15 protein-coding genes are annotated in these 15,240 nt (G+C 65.9%); 12 read left to right on the forward strand and 3 right to left on the reverse strand.

What is annotated here, in order from left to right:
• Positions 1–38: 38 nt before the first annotated feature.
• Genes NLR35_RS28685 through NLR35_RS28695 form a run of 3 tightly spaced genes read left to right on the forward strand, consistent with a single transcriptional unit; the run spans position 39 to position 4,172 of the window.
• Positions 39–1,385 (forward strand): cbb3-type cytochrome c oxidase subunit I, encoded by a 1,347-nt coding sequence (locus tag NLR35_RS28685; RefSeq protein WP_257169901.1) that lies wholly within the window; start codon positions 39–41, stop codon positions 1,383–1,385.
• A 60-nt stretch (positions 1,386–1,445) separates the two neighbouring features.
• A complete protein-coding gene (locus tag NLR35_RS28690; RefSeq protein WP_257169902.1) occupies positions 1,446–2,255 on the forward strand; it encodes a CbbQ/NirQ/NorQ/GpvN family protein in 810 nt (269 codons plus the stop codon).
• 3 nt (positions 2,256–2,258) lie between these two features.
• On the forward strand, positions 2,259–4,172 hold the full coding sequence (locus NLR35_RS28695) for a nitric oxide reductase activation protein NorD (RefSeq protein WP_257169903.1): 1,914 nt from the start codon (positions 2,259–2,261) through the stop codon (positions 4,170–4,172).
• 11 nt (positions 4,173–4,183) lie between these two features.
• Here the strand turns inward: NLR35_RS28695 and NLR35_RS28700 are convergent, their stop codons facing one another.
• Entirely contained in the window at positions 4,184–4,618 is a 435-nt protein-coding gene (locus NLR35_RS28700; protein WP_257169904.1) for a DUF2267 domain-containing protein, read from the reverse strand.
• A 391-nt stretch (positions 4,619–5,009) separates the two neighbouring features.
• Between NLR35_RS28700 and NLR35_RS28705 the strand changes: the two genes are divergently transcribed.
• On the forward strand, positions 5,010–5,252 hold the full coding sequence (locus tag NLR35_RS28705) for a hypothetical protein (protein ID WP_011924883.1): 243 nt from the start codon (positions 5,010–5,012) through the stop codon (positions 5,250–5,252).
• A 173-nt stretch (positions 5,253–5,425) separates the two neighbouring features.
• On the opposite strand, the gene NLR35_RS28710 is transcribed toward NLR35_RS28705, so the two are convergent.
• Entirely contained in the window at positions 5,426–6,412 is a 987-nt protein-coding gene (locus tag NLR35_RS28710; RefSeq protein ID WP_257169905.1) for a LysR family transcriptional regulator, read from the reverse strand.
• 150 nt (positions 6,413–6,562) lie between these two features.
• Here NLR35_RS28710 and NLR35_RS28715 point away from each other — a divergent pair, with 150 nt between their 5' ends.
• The 8 genes from NLR35_RS28715 to NLR35_RS28750 all read left to right on the forward strand — a co-directional run bounded on the left by NLR35_RS28715 (position 6,563) and on the right by NLR35_RS28750 (position 14,195).
• Positions 6,563–7,537, forward strand: a complete 975-nt coding sequence (locus NLR35_RS28715) for an N-carbamoyl-D-amino-acid hydrolase (protein ID WP_257169975.1) — start codon at positions 6,563–6,565, stop codon at positions 7,535–7,537.
• 27 nt (positions 7,538–7,564) lie between these two features.
• Positions 7,565–8,386: an ABC transporter substrate-binding protein gene (locus NLR35_RS28720; RefSeq protein ID WP_257169906.1), complete on the forward strand. Its 822-nt coding sequence runs from the start codon at positions 7,565–7,567 to the stop codon at positions 8,384–8,386.
• Entirely contained in the window at positions 8,383–9,237 is an 855-nt protein-coding gene (locus NLR35_RS28725; protein ID WP_257169907.1) for an amino acid ABC transporter permease, read from the forward strand. The genes NLR35_RS28720 and NLR35_RS28725 overlap by 4 nt, the downstream gene beginning before the upstream one ends.
• The gene (locus NLR35_RS28730) at positions 9,234–10,001 is read left to right on the forward strand and encodes an amino acid ABC transporter ATP-binding protein (RefSeq protein WP_306577782.1); all 768 of its coding nucleotides are present in this window, start codon (positions 9,234–9,236) and stop codon (positions 9,999–10,001) included. Before NLR35_RS28725 ends, NLR35_RS28730 begins: the two co-directional genes overlap by 4 nt.
• Before the next feature lie 4 nt (positions 10,002–10,005).
• On the forward strand, positions 10,006–10,821 hold the full coding sequence (locus NLR35_RS28735; protein WP_257169909.1) for an ABC transporter substrate-binding protein: 816 nt from the start codon (positions 10,006–10,008) through the stop codon (positions 10,819–10,821).
• The gene (locus tag NLR35_RS28740; protein ID WP_257169910.1) at positions 10,808–11,701 is read left to right on the forward strand and encodes a polysaccharide deacetylase; all 894 of its coding nucleotides are present in this window, start codon (positions 10,808–10,810) and stop codon (positions 11,699–11,701) included. The genes NLR35_RS28735 and NLR35_RS28740 overlap by 14 nt, the downstream gene beginning before the upstream one ends.
• Positions 11,698–13,071: an amidohydrolase family protein gene (locus NLR35_RS28745; RefSeq protein WP_257169911.1), complete on the forward strand. Its 1,374-nt coding sequence runs from the start codon at positions 11,698–11,700 to the stop codon at positions 13,069–13,071. The genes NLR35_RS28740 and NLR35_RS28745 overlap by 4 nt, the downstream gene beginning before the upstream one ends.
• Positions 13,072–13,757: 686 nt before the next feature.
• Complete coding sequence (locus NLR35_RS28750) at positions 13,758–14,195, forward strand: hypothetical protein (protein ID WP_257169912.1); 438 nt, start codon at positions 13,758–13,760, stop codon at positions 14,193–14,195.
• A 240-nt stretch (positions 14,196–14,435) separates the two neighbouring features.
• On the opposite strand, the gene upp is transcribed toward NLR35_RS28750, so the two are convergent.
• Entirely contained in the window at positions 14,436–15,065 is a 630-nt protein-coding gene (gene upp, locus NLR35_RS28755; RefSeq protein ID WP_257169913.1) for a uracil phosphoribosyltransferase, read from the reverse strand.
• Positions 15,066–15,240: the final 175 nt, after the last annotated feature.

Consider the following 15,240-nt stretch of genomic DNA (forward strand, 5'->3'; position numbering starts at 1 on the left):
CCCTGCATCCCGCCCTTCATCCACGAGAGAGATCCGCGATGAGATATGAGACCCAGAAGGTCGCGATGCTGTATTTCTACGGCGCGCTGACGCTCTTCCTCGCCCAGGTCCTGTTCGGGCTGCTCGCCGGCACCATCTACGTGCTGCCGAACACGCTGTCGGTCCTGCTTCCCTTCAACATCGTCCGCATGATCCACACCAATGCGCTGATCGTGTGGTCGCTGATCGGCTTCATGGGCGCGACCTACTTCCTCTTGCCCGAGGAGACCGAGACCGAGCTCTACAGCCCGCTGCTCGCCAAGATCCAGTTCTGGATGTTCTTCGGCGCCGCCGGAGCAGCCGTGGTCGGTTATCTCTTCCACTATCACGAGGGCCGCGAGTTTCTCGAGCAGCCCTTCATCATCAAGGTCGGTATCGTCGTCGTCTGCTTGATGTTCCTGTTCAACGTCACGATGACGGCGCTGAAGGGCCGCAAGACCACTGTCACGAACATCCTGCTGTTCGGGCTGTGGGGCGTCGCGATCTTCTTCCTGTTCGCGTTCTACAACCCGGCCAACCTGGCCGTCGACAAGATGTACTGGTGGTACATCGTCCATCTTTGGGTGGAGGGCGTCTGGGAGCTGATCATGGCCTCGATCCTGGCCTTCCTGATGATCAAGCTCAACGGCATCGACCGCGAGATCGTCGAAAAGTGGCTGTATGTCATCATCGGTCTGGCGCTGTTCTCCGGCATCCTCGGCACCGGCCATCACTTCTATTGGATCGGCGCTCCCGGCTACTGGCAGTGGATCGGCTCGCTGTTCTCCACCCTCGAGGTCGCGCCGTTCTTCACCATGGTGATCTTCACGGTGCAGATGACCTTGAAGGCCGGCCGCAAGCATCCGAACCGCGCGGCGCTGCTGTGGTCGGTCGGCTGTTCTGTGATGGCGTTCCTCGGGGCCGGCGTGTGGGGCTTCCTGCACACGCTGTCCTCGGTGAATTACTACACTCACGGCACTCAGGTCACCGCGGCGCACGGCCATCTCGCCTTCTTCGGCGCCTATGTGATGCTCAACCTCGCCGTGATGGCCTATGCAGTGCCGCAGCTGCGCCAGCGCGCGCCCTACAACCAGTGGCTCTCGATCGCGAGCTTCTGGATCATGTGCACCGCGATGATGGTGATGACCTTCGCACTGACCTTCGCCGGCATCCTTCAGGTGCATCTGCAGCGCGTCCTCGGCCAGAGCTACATGGACGTGCAGGACCAGCTCGCGATGTTCTACTGGGTCCGGCTCGGTTCCGGCGTGTTCGTCGCGATCTCGGCGCTGATGTTCGTCTGGGCCGTGCTGGTGCCCGGCCGTGCGAAGCCGGCCGTCATCCCCGGCGCGCTGCAGCCCGCGGAGTGAATGCTGGCAGGCGGCGGCTGTGATGCCGCCGCCTGCATTCCCCGATTTTGGAGAGTGACCATGAAAGCCGCGCTGCACGCGATTGACACCGTTCCCGCGCTTCCGCCGTATACGCCGACCTCCAACGAATGCGCGCTGTTCGAGCATGCGTTCCGGCACCGGTTGCCGGTGCTGCTGAAGGGCCCGACCGGCTGCGGCAAGACCCGCTTCGTCGCGCATATGGCCGCGCGGCTCGGCCTGCCGCTGCACACGGTGGCCTGTCACGATGACCTCACTGCCGCCGACCTCACCGGACGCTACCTGCTTAAGGGCGGCGACACCGTATGGGCCGACGGTCCGCTGACCCGCGCGGTCCGCGAGGGTGGCATCTGCTATCTCGACGAGGTCGTCGAGGCGCGCAAGGACGTCACCGTGGTGCTGCATCCTCTCACCGACGACCGCCGCATCCTGCCGCTGGAGCGCACCGGCGAGGAGCTGGTTGCGCCCGACGGCTTCATGCTCGTCGTCTCCTACAATCCCGGCTATCAGTCGCTGCACAAGGCGCTCAAGCCCTCGACGCGGCAGCGCTTCATCGCCATCGAATTCGGCTTTCTGCCCGCCGAGCAGGAGATCGCCGTGGTCGCTGCCGAGAGCGGTCTGTCGCCTGAGCGCGTGCGGCCCCTGGTGGCGCTGGCGCATCGGCTGCGCGCGCTCCAGGGACACGATCTCGAGGAGGGCGTCTCGACCCGGCTGCTGGTCTATTGCGCCACGCTCGTCGCCGCCGGAACGCCCGTTGCCGAGGCCGTGCTTGCCGCGATGATCGAGCCGCTGACCGACGACGCCGACGTCAAGGCTGCCCTGCGCGAGGTCGCGCACGCCGTGATCGGGTGAGCCATGCTCGACTTTCTCGAACTGGAGGAGACCGTCGGCCGCGCCTGGCATCGTCTCGTCGGCACGACGTCGAGCTATCCGGTCCATCCCGATCACGCGGTCGCGCTGAACGACGTCAGCGGGCGCATCGCCGTGATGTTCCGCGGGCTCGGCGGTGAGACCGGCGTGCAGATCGCGGGCGCCAAGGCGCGCAAGTCGGGCCATCGGCTCGGCTGGCGCCAGCGCATCGGGCTGGGTGACGAGTGCCTCGACCAGGCCGGCCGCGATGGCGCCACCGTGTTTCTCCCGGACAGCATCGCGCTGCTGCCGGATCGTGCGCTCAACGCGCAGCTCTATCACTGGCTCGCGGCGTGGTTCGCGGCCATGCCGACCGACCCGATTGCGGAGGTCGATCCGCTGCGGCGTGATCTTCTCGCACTGCGCCGGGCGCGTGAGACCACCATGATGGTGCTCTCGCGTTTTCCCGGACTGAACCGAACCTACGCCCGGCTCGCGCGGGCCCTGGCCGCCGCCCGGCCGCGACGTCCGCTGCCGCGTCTGGAGCAGCAGGTCGAGACGATCGTCATGGCGCTGCTCGGGGCCGCCGTGCCACCGAAGAGCGCATTGTGGGACGCCGTGGTCGCCAACGGCGAATTGCCGGACACCGCGCCGCCCGGCTACCGGCCGATGCTGCCGTGTCCCTTGTGGGGCGATTGCTGGAGCCGTGAGGCCGTCGCGGCCGAACGCGACGACGACGAGATGCAGACGACGGCCGAGCAGGCCGAGACGCCTGATCCCCGCAAGCGCTTCGCGCGGCGGGAGCGCGACGATGCCACCAAGCGCGATCCATTCATCCTGAACCGCTTCGAGAAGATCCTCGCGATGGCGGAGATGGTGAATGTCGATCGTCCCTCTGATGACACGGACGATGACGATGCGCGCAAGGCAGCCGATGATCTCGATGAGCTTGCGATCAGCAGGCGCAAGGGCCGGCCGGCGAGCAAGCTGAAGTTCGATCTCGATCTGCCTCCCGAGGCGGTCGACACCGCGCGGCTCGACAGCGGACGGCTGTACCCGGAATGGAATTATCGCAGCGGGAACTATCTGCCCGATCATTGCCGCGTCGTCACCGGCGACGCCGCCGAGACAGGCGAGACTTGGGCGCCGGACGAGGCGATGCGCCGGCGCATCCGCAGCGTGCGGCGAAGGTTCGAGACCTTGCGGCCGCGCCACGAGGTGATGCGTGCGCAGGCCGACGGGCATGACCTCGATATCGACGCGCTGGTCCGCGCACGCTGCGATCTCAACGCCGGCCATGGCGCACTCGATCGCGTCCACCTCGCGATGCGTCCGCTCGCGCATGATCTTGCGGTGACCCTGCTGGTCGACGTCTCGCTGTCGACGGATGCGTGGGTCGACGGCGTTCGCGTGCTCGACGTCGAGAAGGAGGCGCTGCTGGTGCTGGCTCACGGCCTGTCGGCCTGCGGCGACAGCCATAGCATCGTCACCTTCACCTCGCGGCGCAACTCGTGGATCCGCCTCGAGACAGTCAAGGCGTTCGGCGAGAAGATGAGCGGGCAGGTCGAGCGCCGCATCGGCGCCCTGCGGCCCGGCTACTACACGCGCATCGGCACCGCCGTACGCCACGCCGCCGCCGGTCTCGCCGAGCGCCCCGAGCGCAAGCGGCTTCTGCTGGTGTTGACCGACGGCAAGCCTAACGACATCGATCACTATGAGGGACGGTTCGCGATCGAGGACACCCGCAAGGCCGTTCAGGAGGCGCGCCGTGCCGGCGTGGCGGTGTTCGGCGTCACCATCGACGCGTCGGCGCAGTCGTATTTTCCAACGCTGTTCGGCCGCGGCGGCTACGCCATCGTCGGCAACATCCGCCGCCTGCCGGCGGCGCTGCCGGCGCTCTACCGGCAGCTCGCGCATTGAGTTCGCTGTCGTCAGGTCGCCGGTTCGCGCAGGTTCCTGAGCGACACCGGCAGGTGGCCCATCAGCTTGTCGAACTCGCCGGGATCGAGCTTCTCCCACAGGATCTCGAAGATGCCGCGCGCCGCCTTGAGCGGATCGACCGGGAATTGCGGCGGCAGCTGGCGGAAGATGTCGTCGACGAACTCTTCGAGATGCCGGTCCTTGGTCGGCGTTGCTGCGTGCTGCCAGCTCTCGTAGTAGATGCCGCGGACCAAGAGCGGCAGCTGTACGCCGAAATTCGCCGCGGTGGCGAGCGGCAGGCGGTCGCGCAGCACGTGCAGCACGGCGCGTAGCGCGTTGTAGGCCTGCTGGCGGCTCGCCAGCCCGAGCCGCTGCTCGATCGCCTTCAGCCAGATGTTGGTTTCCTGGACGGTATGGTCCAGCGCCGTGACGCCGATCTCGCTCATCTGATTCTCCATGGCCATGCACAGGGACCGTTGGCGGCACGCTGAACCAGGGAACCGCAACGTGATTCGCTTGGACGTACCGGGAGTAGGCGGCGCGTTCGAGCCGAGAATATTGACATGAATCAATGTCACAGGCTCGTGGCCGACCGCGAGGTAAACGAACGGTCAAGGGCGAGCTTCGGCGTTTACCGTTCCGGCTCCCGGAACGAAGCAGCCTCAAATGTTCGCAGCGCGTTGTCACGCCATCAGGTTGAACCGTAATCGTCCTGCTTGTGCAGAACGCGTCTTCGCTTGCTCGTCGCGACAGACTCACCTTACATCGGTGTCGTTCGAGGCGCGGAGACCCGCGCACCCGGCACCCCCGCAACTCACGAATCGACGTCGGCTCGCAATGCTCAAGTCTGCCCAAGAGAAGTCTGTTCACAACAAGCCTGCTCAAGACAAATCCGGCAACGACCTTCCGCTGACCGGCTATGCGGTCGTGGTCGATGGCCAGATCAAGACCGAGTTCAAGACCAAGGACGGTGCGCATAACGGCGCGCATGACCTCAAGCGCCGGTTTCCGATGTTGCAGATCAAGGTGTACGACGCCGAGACGAAGCAGACGCATGAGATCGAGCTCGCGCGGGCGTGAGGCTTTCCGTGTCGTTGCTTGTGGCTCGGCGAACATTTTAGAAATGCTGCCGCAAGCGCGCTGGTTGTGAATGCGCCCTCGCCCCTTGTGGGAGAGGGCATGCAAGGCAGATCAGCGAGCCCACTCGGGTGAGGGGTCTCTCTCGACGAGTCGCGCTTGTGGAAAGATACTCCTCACCCAACTGAGTCTGTGGAGGCGCTGGCGATGCCCTCTCCCACAAGGGGAGAGGGCGCTGTATTTGGCAGCGTCGTTGCGGAAACAATTGTGTTTGCCTCCTTCGTAAAACTCCGGCTCGCATTCCGCACCTCATTCCGAAACGTCTTCGCCAGATTCGACAGCGGCCGCGCCTCCGACCACAGCACATAGGCTGACACCGCCGTGCTCGGCGTGAACGGGCGCACCACGAGATCGTGCCCGCCCTGGCGCGGCGAGAAGGGATCGACCACGGCGATGCCGACGCCGGTTGCCGCCAGCACGCAGGCGGTGTTGCAGTAGCGGACTTCGACGGTGGGCTGATAGTCGGCATCCGCTTCGCGAAAGCTGTCACGCACCGCTTCGCCGAGGCGCGTGCCGCGCTCCAACCCGATCAGCGGGAAGCCGGCGAGATCGCGCGCTGAAATCTGATCCCGCTCCGCAAGCGGATGCTGCGGCGGCATCACGCAGACCATCTCGCCGGTATGCACCACCTCATGCGCGATGCCGGGATGATCGGACAGGCCGAGTGCGAAGCCGAGTTCGGCCACGTTGCCGAGCACGCCTTCGATGACGCCCTCATAGCGCCTGACGTCGAAGAACATCCGCGTCTGCGGCCGGCGCCGCAGGAAACCCGACAAGGTTGGCGGGATGATGCTGTAGGCGAGCGGCGGCGTGGCGACGATCGACAGATGGCCCATCTTCTGCTCACGCAGGTCGCGGACGCGGTTCTCCAGCCGCGCATGCAAGGTGAAGATCGCCTCGCTTTCCTCATACAGCGTCATCGCCTCCGGCGTCGGAAACAGCCGGTTATTGACACGCTCGAACAGCGTGAAGCCGGCCTGCGCCTCCATCGCCTTCAGCGCATTGCTGATCGCCGGCTGCGACAGCGCAAGCTCCTCCGCCGCGGCGACGGTCGTGTGATGGCGGATGACGGCCCGCAGGATCTCCAGCTGACGCAGGTTCATGTGAACGCCCTATAAGCCCGGGTTATGGTCTCGGCCAAAATATCATAGCGCGCGGCCGTAGGAGCGGATTGCAAATCCCACGCCGGTTTCGCCAAGATGATCCCTTCTTTCGGTGCGCGTCTCCAGGCGATCTTCGCCTGCTCGTTCGGCATGGCGCACAGATCGGAGGCAGTCTTGAGCCGTATTTTCCGTGCCGCCGCCGCCCAGATGGGGCCGACCCAGCGCGCCGACAGCCGGGCGCACACGCTGTCCCGCCTGATAGAACTCCTGGAGCAGGCAGCTCGCCAGGGCGCGAAGCTGGTGGTGTTCCCCGAGCTCGCCTTCACGACCTTCTTCCCGCGCTGGATTCTGGAGGGCGATGCGCTGGATCAGTACTTTGAGCGCAGCATGCCGAATCCTGCCGTCGCCGCATTGTTCGATCGCGCGCGGGCGCTCGGTGTCGGCTTCTATGTCGGCTATGCCGAGCTGACGCCCGATGGCCGCCGTTTCAACAGCTCCATTCTGGTCGATCCCGACGGTGAGATCATCAGCAAGTACCGCAAGGTGCATCTGCCGGGCTCGGTCGAGCCGCGCGAGGGGGCGAAGTACCAGCAGCTCGAGAAGCGCTATTTCGGATACGGCGATCTCGGCTTTCCGGCCGTGCGCGCAGGCTCCGATTGGGGCGGGGCGATCATGGGCATGATGATCTGCAACGACCGGCGCTGGCCGGAGTCGTGGCGCGTGCTCGGCATGCAGGGCGTCGAGCTGGTCTGCGTGGGCTACAACTCCGCAGCCTATGATCCGAACGGCGGCAACACCGAGGATGCAGCGCTGCGCACCTTCCACTCGACCCTGGTCGCGCAGGCCAATGCCTACATGAACGCGACCTGGGCGATCGCGGTCGCCAAGGCCGGCGACGAGGACGGCAGCGGCCTGATCGGCGGCTCCTGCATCGTCGATCCCAATGGCTGCATCGTCGCTCAGGCCAAGACGCTCGGCGACGAGGTGCTCGTTGCCGACATCGATCTCGATTTGTGCCGGCAGGGTAAGGATAAGATGTTCAACTTCGCCGCGCACCGCCGGCCGGATCAGTACAAGCTCATCACCGAGCGTGCCGGCGCGGTCGAGCCGGTTGCCGTCGACTAGCCATTTCGCCCGAAGGAGTCTTGCACGATGAGCCGTTCGTTGTTCGCTGGTTTCGTCACCTTCGCATTGCTCGGCGCAGCCGGCGCGGCCGAGCTTCCAGCCGACATCAAGCAGGCGGGAGCGCTCAAGCTCACGGTCAACTCGACCTACGCTCCGATGGAGTATCATGACCCCGCCACGAACGAGCTGAAGGGGCTCGACGTCGATCTCGCCAACGAGCTGGCGAAGCGTCTGGGTGTAAAGATCGTCTGGAGCGAGACGCCGTTCGCGGAGTTGATCCCTTCGCTGCAGACCAGGCGTGCCGACTTCATCATCTCGGGCATCTCCGACCGGGCCTCGCGCCGCGAGACGGCCGACTTCGTCGACTACCTCGTCACCGGCCCGCAATTCTTCGTGCTCGCCGAGAGCGATGCGAAGGCCGCGGCTGATCTGTGTGGCAAGAAGATCGGCACGACCCGCTCGACCAGCTTCCCGCAGGAGATCGAGAAGTGGAGCAAAGCGACTTGCGAGCCCGCCGGAAAGCCGGCCGCGCAATATGTGCCGGGGGAGAACTCGATCGACGTCCGCAACCAGCTGAAGCAGGGCCGCATCGATGCGGCGGTGCAGGGCAGCGAGACCTTGCCCTATGCGCAATCGCAGGAGGCCGGCAAGTACCGCGTCGTGGGTGAGCCCATTGCGTTCGGCTATCAAGGCATCATGTTCCGGAAGGATGACGCTGCGCTGCGCGAAGTTGTGACGGATCAGCTCAAGGCGATGATCGCCGACGGCAGCTACAAGGCGATCCTCGACAAATGGGGCCTCGGCGCCAATGCGGTGCGCGAGCCGATGCTGAACGCGGCGCCGCAATGAGCCGCAGCGAAGCGCTCGCCGACGGTTTCCCGGATATCTCCGGCCATGCGATCGCGCGGCGGGCGCATTGGGGACGGTGGATCGCAGCTGCCATCATCATCCTCATTCTCCTCGCGATCGGCCGCGCTTTCGCGCGCGGGCAGATCGAATGGCCGTTCGTCGAGCGCTTCATCACCGCGCCGGTCATCCTGCGCGGCATCGTCAACACCATGGTCATGGCGGTGGCGGCGATGGCGCTCGGCATCGCGCTCGGCGTGGTCGTCGCGATCATGCGGCTGTCGCCGAATCCGGTGCTGCGCTCGGTCGCCGCTGGATATACATGGCTGTTCCGCGGCACGCCGCTGATCCTGCAGCTGCTGCTGTGGTTCAATCTCGCGCTGGTGTTTCCGACCATCGGCATTCCCGGCCTGTGGAGCGCGCGCGCCGTCGACGTGATGACTCCGTTCCTCGCCGCGCTGCTCGGGCTCGGCATCAACCAGGGCGCATACACCTCGGAGGTGATGCGCGCCGGGCTGCTGTCGGTCGATATCGGCCAGTACGAGGCGGCGCAGGCGATCGGCATGGGTCGGCTGCAGGCGCTGCGCCGGATCATCCTGCCGCAGGCGATGCGCGTCGTGATCCCGCCGCTCGGCAACGAGTTCATCGGCCTCGTCAAGGCGACCTCGCTCGCGAGCGTCATCCAATATCCGGAAGTGCTGCATTCGGCCGAGAACATCTACTACGCCAACTCCCGCGTCATCGAACTGCTGATCGTCGCCGGCCTCTGGTATCTGCTGGTGGTCTCCGTTTTGACGCCGTTGCAGATGCTGCTCGAACGCCGCTTCGCCCGTGGCGTCGCGAGGAGCCGCTGATGAAGCCGCTGGTCGCGATCCGCCAAGTCAGCAAGCGCTTCGGCGAATTCCAGGCGCTGAAGCAGGTCTCCCTCGATGTGTTCGAAGGCGAGGTAGTGTGCCTGATCGGCCAGTCCGGCTCCGGCAAGACCACCTTGCTCCGCTGCGTCAACCAACTCACCACGGCCGATAGCGGCGGCATCTGGCTCGACGGAGAGCTGCTCGGCTTTCGCGAGCGGGACGGCCGGCTGCATCGGCTGTCGGAGCGCGAGATCGCGCGGCAGCGGCTCGCCTGCGGCATGGTGTTCCAGCGCTTCAATCTGTTCCCGCATTTGACGGCGCTGGAGAACGTCATCGAAGGACCCGTGCAGGTGCAGCGGCGCAAGCCGGCCGAGGCGAAGGACGCGGCGATGGCGCTGCTGCGCCGGGTCGGGCTCGCCGACAAGTCCGGTTCCTACCCCTCGCAGCTGTCCGGCGGCCAGCAGCAGCGCGTCGCCATCGCGCGCGCGCTCGCGATGACCCCGCGCCTGGTGCTGTTCGACGAGCCGACCTCGGCGCTCGATCCGGAGCTGGTCGGCGAGGTGCTCGGCGTGATGAAGGAGCTCGCGACCTCCGGCATGACCATGCTGGTCGTCACGCATGAGCTCGGCTTCGCGCGCGAAGTCGCCGACCGCGTGGTCTACATGGACCAGGGCGTGATCGTGGAGAGCGGTCCGGCCGGCGAGGTGCTGCGTGCGCCGCGCGAGGCGCGGACCAAGGCATTTCTGGCAGCTGAAGTGGGGTGAGATCATGAAATTGAAATCAATCATATTGGCCGCCGTCGCGAGCGCGGCCGCGCTGGGAGCGGCTGCCGCCGAGGTGCCGGCCGACATCAGGCAGAACGGCCTGCGTATCGCCGTGGTGCCGAACTATCCGCCGATGGAGTTCAAGGACCCGGCGACCGCAACCCTGACAGGCTTCGACGTCGAACTCGGCGAGGCGCTGGCCAAGAAGCTCGGCATCAAGGCGGTGTGGCAGGAGACCAGCTTCGATCAGCTGATGCCGGGGCTTGCCACGCAGCGCTTCGACATCATCCTGACGGGCATGACCGACTACAAGAGCCGGCAGGAGACCGCGACCTTCATCGACTATCTGCGCAGCGGCCCGCGCTTCTTCGTGCAGGCCTCGCGCGCCGCCGAGTTCAAGGAGCCCACGGCGTTGTGCGGCAAGAAGGTCGGCGCAAGCAGGCGCACGATGTTTCCCAAGGACATCGCCGCCTGGAGCGAGAAGAACTGCGGCGCGACTCCGATCGAGTTCGTCGGCACCGAGGGCTCGGCCGATGCGCGCACGCAGCTCAAGCAGGGCCGCATCGATGCCGCCGTGCAGGGCAACGAGACCTTGCCCTACATCATGGACCTCGAGCCCAACACCTATGTGCCGGTCGGCACGCCGATCGCCTTTCAGTATACCGGGCTCGCGACGCCAGCGAAGGCGGAGGAGCTGCGCGAGGCGCTGCGTGGCGCGCTGGAGGCGCTGATCGCCGACGGCAGCTACAAGGCGCTGCTTTCGAAGTGGAAGCTTGGCGATAACGCGATCGAGAAGGTGTTGATCAATGCCGGACAGTAAGGCGCTCGCGGGCATTCCGCTGATCCCCTCCAATACGGCGCCCCCGGCGCCGGAATATCCCTGGCCTGCGCCTTATCGCGCGGCCATGTTCCTGTCGTTCGACATCGACGCCGAGAGCGCCTGGACGTCGAAGGACCCGGCGCATGCCGAGCGTCTGGTCACGATGAGTTTCGGCGGTTTCGAGGCCCGCGTCGGCACGCCGAAGCTGCTCGAACTGCTCGCCGACCTCGATCTGAAGGCGACGTTCTTCATCACGGGATGGGCGGTCGATGCGCATCCGGCGATGGCCGAGGCGGTGCTGAAGGCCGGGCACGAGATCGGGCATCACGGCTATCATCATCTGCTGCCGGACCCCGGCGATCCCTTCATCATCGAGGAGATCGAGCGCGGTTTTGATGCCCTCCAGCGCCGGCTCGGCGTCCGTCCGATCGGCTACCGCGCGCCGTTCGGCGAGTTCTGCGAGGAGCTTCGCGTCGCGCTGGTGCGCCAGGGCATCGTCTACACCTCGTCGTTCCGGGACGACGTCAGGCCGTATCGCCATCGTCTCGCCGACGGCAAGCCCGGCACGATCGAGATCCCGGTGACGTCGAGCTACGACGACTGGATGCACGGCCTGTCGGCGCGGTTCTCGCCGCGCTCGATCTTTCCCAAGGAGCACGTCCTGTCGATGTGGAAGGACGAGCTCGACGAGGTCCGGGACTGGGGCGCGATGGTCACCACCGTGCTGCATCCGCAGGTCTCGGGGCGGCCGATGCGCTTCCGTCTGCTGCGCGAGTTCCTGAACTACACGAAGTCGTGCCAGGACGTCTGGATCACCACCGGCGCGGAGATTGCGGCGAACTACCAGCGTCATGAGGCAGCGGAAGCCAAGGGCGCATGAGCACCACGGCGATCTTCGGCAGCTATGTGCTGACCCGCGAGGATGGCGTGCAGGGCGTGCTGCGCGACCATTGGGTGCTGGTCGAGGGCAGGCGGATCGCGGCGGTGACGCGCGATCGTCCCTCGGCCGACGAGGTGTTCGACCGGCCCGGCCGCTTCGTGCTGCCGGGTCTTTTGAACCTGCACAATCACATCTTCAGCGAAGCGATCGCGCGCACGCTGACGGAGGATGGCAACGGCCGCCGCAACAACAAGAGCATCGTCTACACGGTGCTGCTGCCGCTCTCGAAGCGCGGGGCGGAGATCCTCACCGCGGATGAGCGGCTGGCGATCGGCCGCATGGGCGTGCTGCAACTCTTGAAGGGCGGCGCGACCACGGTGATGGAGCCGTTTCGGAACACGATCCCCGAACTGTTCGATGCGGCGCTCGAGATGGGCCTGCGCTTCTACGGCGCGCCCTATCTGTTCTCGACCTCGGATGCCAAGGCGGATGCTTCGGGCGTCGTGCACTATGCCGGCGATGACGGCGGGGCCGACATGGCGACCTGGAACGCGCTGTACCAGCGCTGGCAGGGGCAGGGCGACGGGCGCATTCGCCTGGCGATGAGCCCGCATGCGACCGACACCTGCGGACCTGATCTGTTGCGTGCTGCCGCGGCGCGGGCACGCGAGCTCGACGTTCCCATGACGACGCACATGGCGCAGAGCCCGGGTGAGGTCGCCACCATCGGGCAGCGCTATGGTGGGAGGACGCCGGCCGAATATCTCGATTGGCTTGGTCTGCTCGGGCCGGATCTGCTCGCTGCGCACTGCCACGCTTCGACCGACGCGGATTTGAAGCTGATGGCAGCGCGCGGCGCCGGCGTGCTGAATTGCCCGCGCGTGTTCGCCCGCGCCGGCGTCACCGCCGCGTTCGGCCGCTTCGCCGCGCACGGCGTGCGCACCGCCGTCGGCACCGACGGCTACAACATGGACCTGCTCGGCGAGCTCAACGCGGCGTCGCTGATCTCGAAGGTCGCGCTCGGCAGCGCCGAAACCGCGAGCGCGCCGGAGCTGATCGATGCGGTCACCGCGACGGCGGCCGCCATGATCAAGCGCGACGATCTCGGCGTGATCGCGCCGGGCGCCACCGCGGATCTGACTGTCGTCGACATGACGCATCCACATCTCCAGCCGTTGCACGACCCCCGCCGCGGCCTGATCGCGCTCGCCAACCGCGCCAACATCGATCAGGTGATGGTCGACGGCCGGCTGCTGATCCACGATGGCCGCTATCTGCATGGCGACGAGGCGGCGATCACGGCGGCCGGCGCGGCCGCGATCGAGAAGATCTGGGCGCTGCCGGAGGCGCAGGCGGCGTTCGCGGGCTGAAGCGCTTCCTTCATCTCAGTGAGCCTCGTCAGACACTGCGCAAGCCGCATCGTTGCCGCGGCGCGGAGCGCGCCCGGGTGATGCTGAACTCTCGGCCCTCGACATGATGAGGGCGCAGGGAAGGCCGGGTGCCGGTCGCACCCATGGTCCGCGTGCAGAAAAAAGCACGCGGCAGAACCACAGGTACGGACCGGAGCATCCGGCCTTCCCTGCGCGATGGCTTACGGCTTATACGCGATCTCCCCGGCGCCCGGCTTGTTGGCCGCCGTCATCGGTCCGATGCGTCACACCGGCCGACTTGATACCGGCTTCGGGGTATCAGGACCACGCGACTTCGCCGTCCGCAGAGCACCGCTCGTCCGCGCAAGCGCATCCGATGCTCCGACGTCCACCGCATTGCCGATCCAACGTATCGTGACGACGCGTACGCCCCTCGTCCGGACCGGAACAGGGGAGGAATATCCGATTTTTCTGATTTACGGAAGCTGCTTATTTTTCGCACCGCCTCTTGAAGTCTGGTTTGTCGTTGAAGCGGCGTGCGAAATCAGCCTCGGGGCGCACGGCGGGGCCGCCGCGTGACTGAGCAACAGAGACGTCGGCACGCAGCCAATTCTGCTCGTCGGGCAAATCAGTGTATGTGAACACGACGCTTGCCCCCGATGGGTACCGTAAAGCTCGAGGCCGCAATGAGCACTGAACGCTATTTTGACGGGGAGATCGACGTGCTGCTCGCCGACGGCTCGCGAGAGCGGTCCAGAGTGACGGCAGATGAAATCATGGCCGAGGGAAAAGAGGTCTACTGCATCTCGCTCGTCCAGGGCAGTGAGGTCGAGACGGCGCAATCCGACGTCGACTTCTTCGAAGCCTTGATCGAGCTACGGCTGGAGTTGGAAAAGCGCGGTGCGCTGCTGTGCTGCTTCGGCGCCAGCGAGAACGTTTATCCCTCGGGAATGCAGCGCGACATGGGACCGGCGATCCTGGCTTACAGGATGCGTCTCGGCGAGCCGAGCCTGAGGAAAGACTTGGTCAACATCTTCCATGCCGACGAGACCGTGGTGCCGGCGACGGTGGAGCAGCAGGCGCGCTTTCATCGGCAGTGGGCCGACGGGTTCAGGAAGCGATGACGGGCAGCATGGGGCCTCATGGTTCGAGACGCGTCGCGAGGGCGACGCTCCTCACCATGAGGGGCAAGAGCCGAGGGCGGCACTGCACCGACCATGAACACGCCAAGAGGCGTGTTCATGGAGAGGGTTTCCAGTGATGCCGCGGCAGCAGTTCAATTCGATCCGCAAACCTGACCTCATCCTGAGGAGCATCGCGAAGCGATGCGTCTCGAAGGATCGGCCACGACGGGACTGACAGCGTCACCGCGTCCCATACGCGCGGTCGCCGGCGTCGCCGAGGCCGGGGACGATGAAGGCGTCGTCGTCGAGGCCCTCGTCGATCGCCGCGGTCCACAGCGTGACGTCGGGATGCAGGCCGCGGACGCGCTCGACGCCTTCGGGGGCGGCGATCATGCACACCATGCGGATGTCCTTGGCGCCGCGCTCCTTGAGCCGGTCAACCGCGGCCACCGCGCTGTTGCCGGTCGCCAGCACGGGCGTGACGACGACGGCGAGGCGCTCCTGCAGGTCGGAGGGCGCCTTGAAGAAGTACTCGACGGCGGTGAAGGTCTGCGGCTCGCGGTACAGGCCGATATGGGCGACGCGCGCGGTCGGCACCAGGTCGAGCATGCCGTCGACGAAGGTGACCCCGGCGCGCAGCACCGGCACGAACACCAGCTTCTTGCCGGCGATCTTGGCCGACTGCATCCGCGCCAGCGGCGTCTCGACTTCCACTTCCGTGAGCGGCAGGTCGCGCGTGACCTCGTAGCACAGGAGCATGCCGATCTCCTTGAGCAGCTCGCGGAACGACTTGGTCGAGATCGACTTGTCGCGGATCAGGGTCAGCTTGTGCTGCACCAGCGGGTGATCGACGACCGTGACGCCTTCCATGGCTTTCATCTCCGTAGGGTGGGCAAAGGCGCAAAGCGCCGTGTCCACCGCGATCCTAACTCAGATGGGAATGGTGGGCACGCTGCGCTTTGCCCACCGTACGAACTGAGTATTAGTTGAACCGACGTAGCGCAGTACGGACGGTGTACCCTCTCCCTCGCGGCAATCGCGTAGC

It is taken from the genome of Bradyrhizobium sp. SRS-191, from assembly GCF_024586915.1.
Classification (GTDB): domain Bacteria; phylum Pseudomonadota; class Alphaproteobacteria; order Rhizobiales; family Xanthobacteraceae; genus Bradyrhizobium.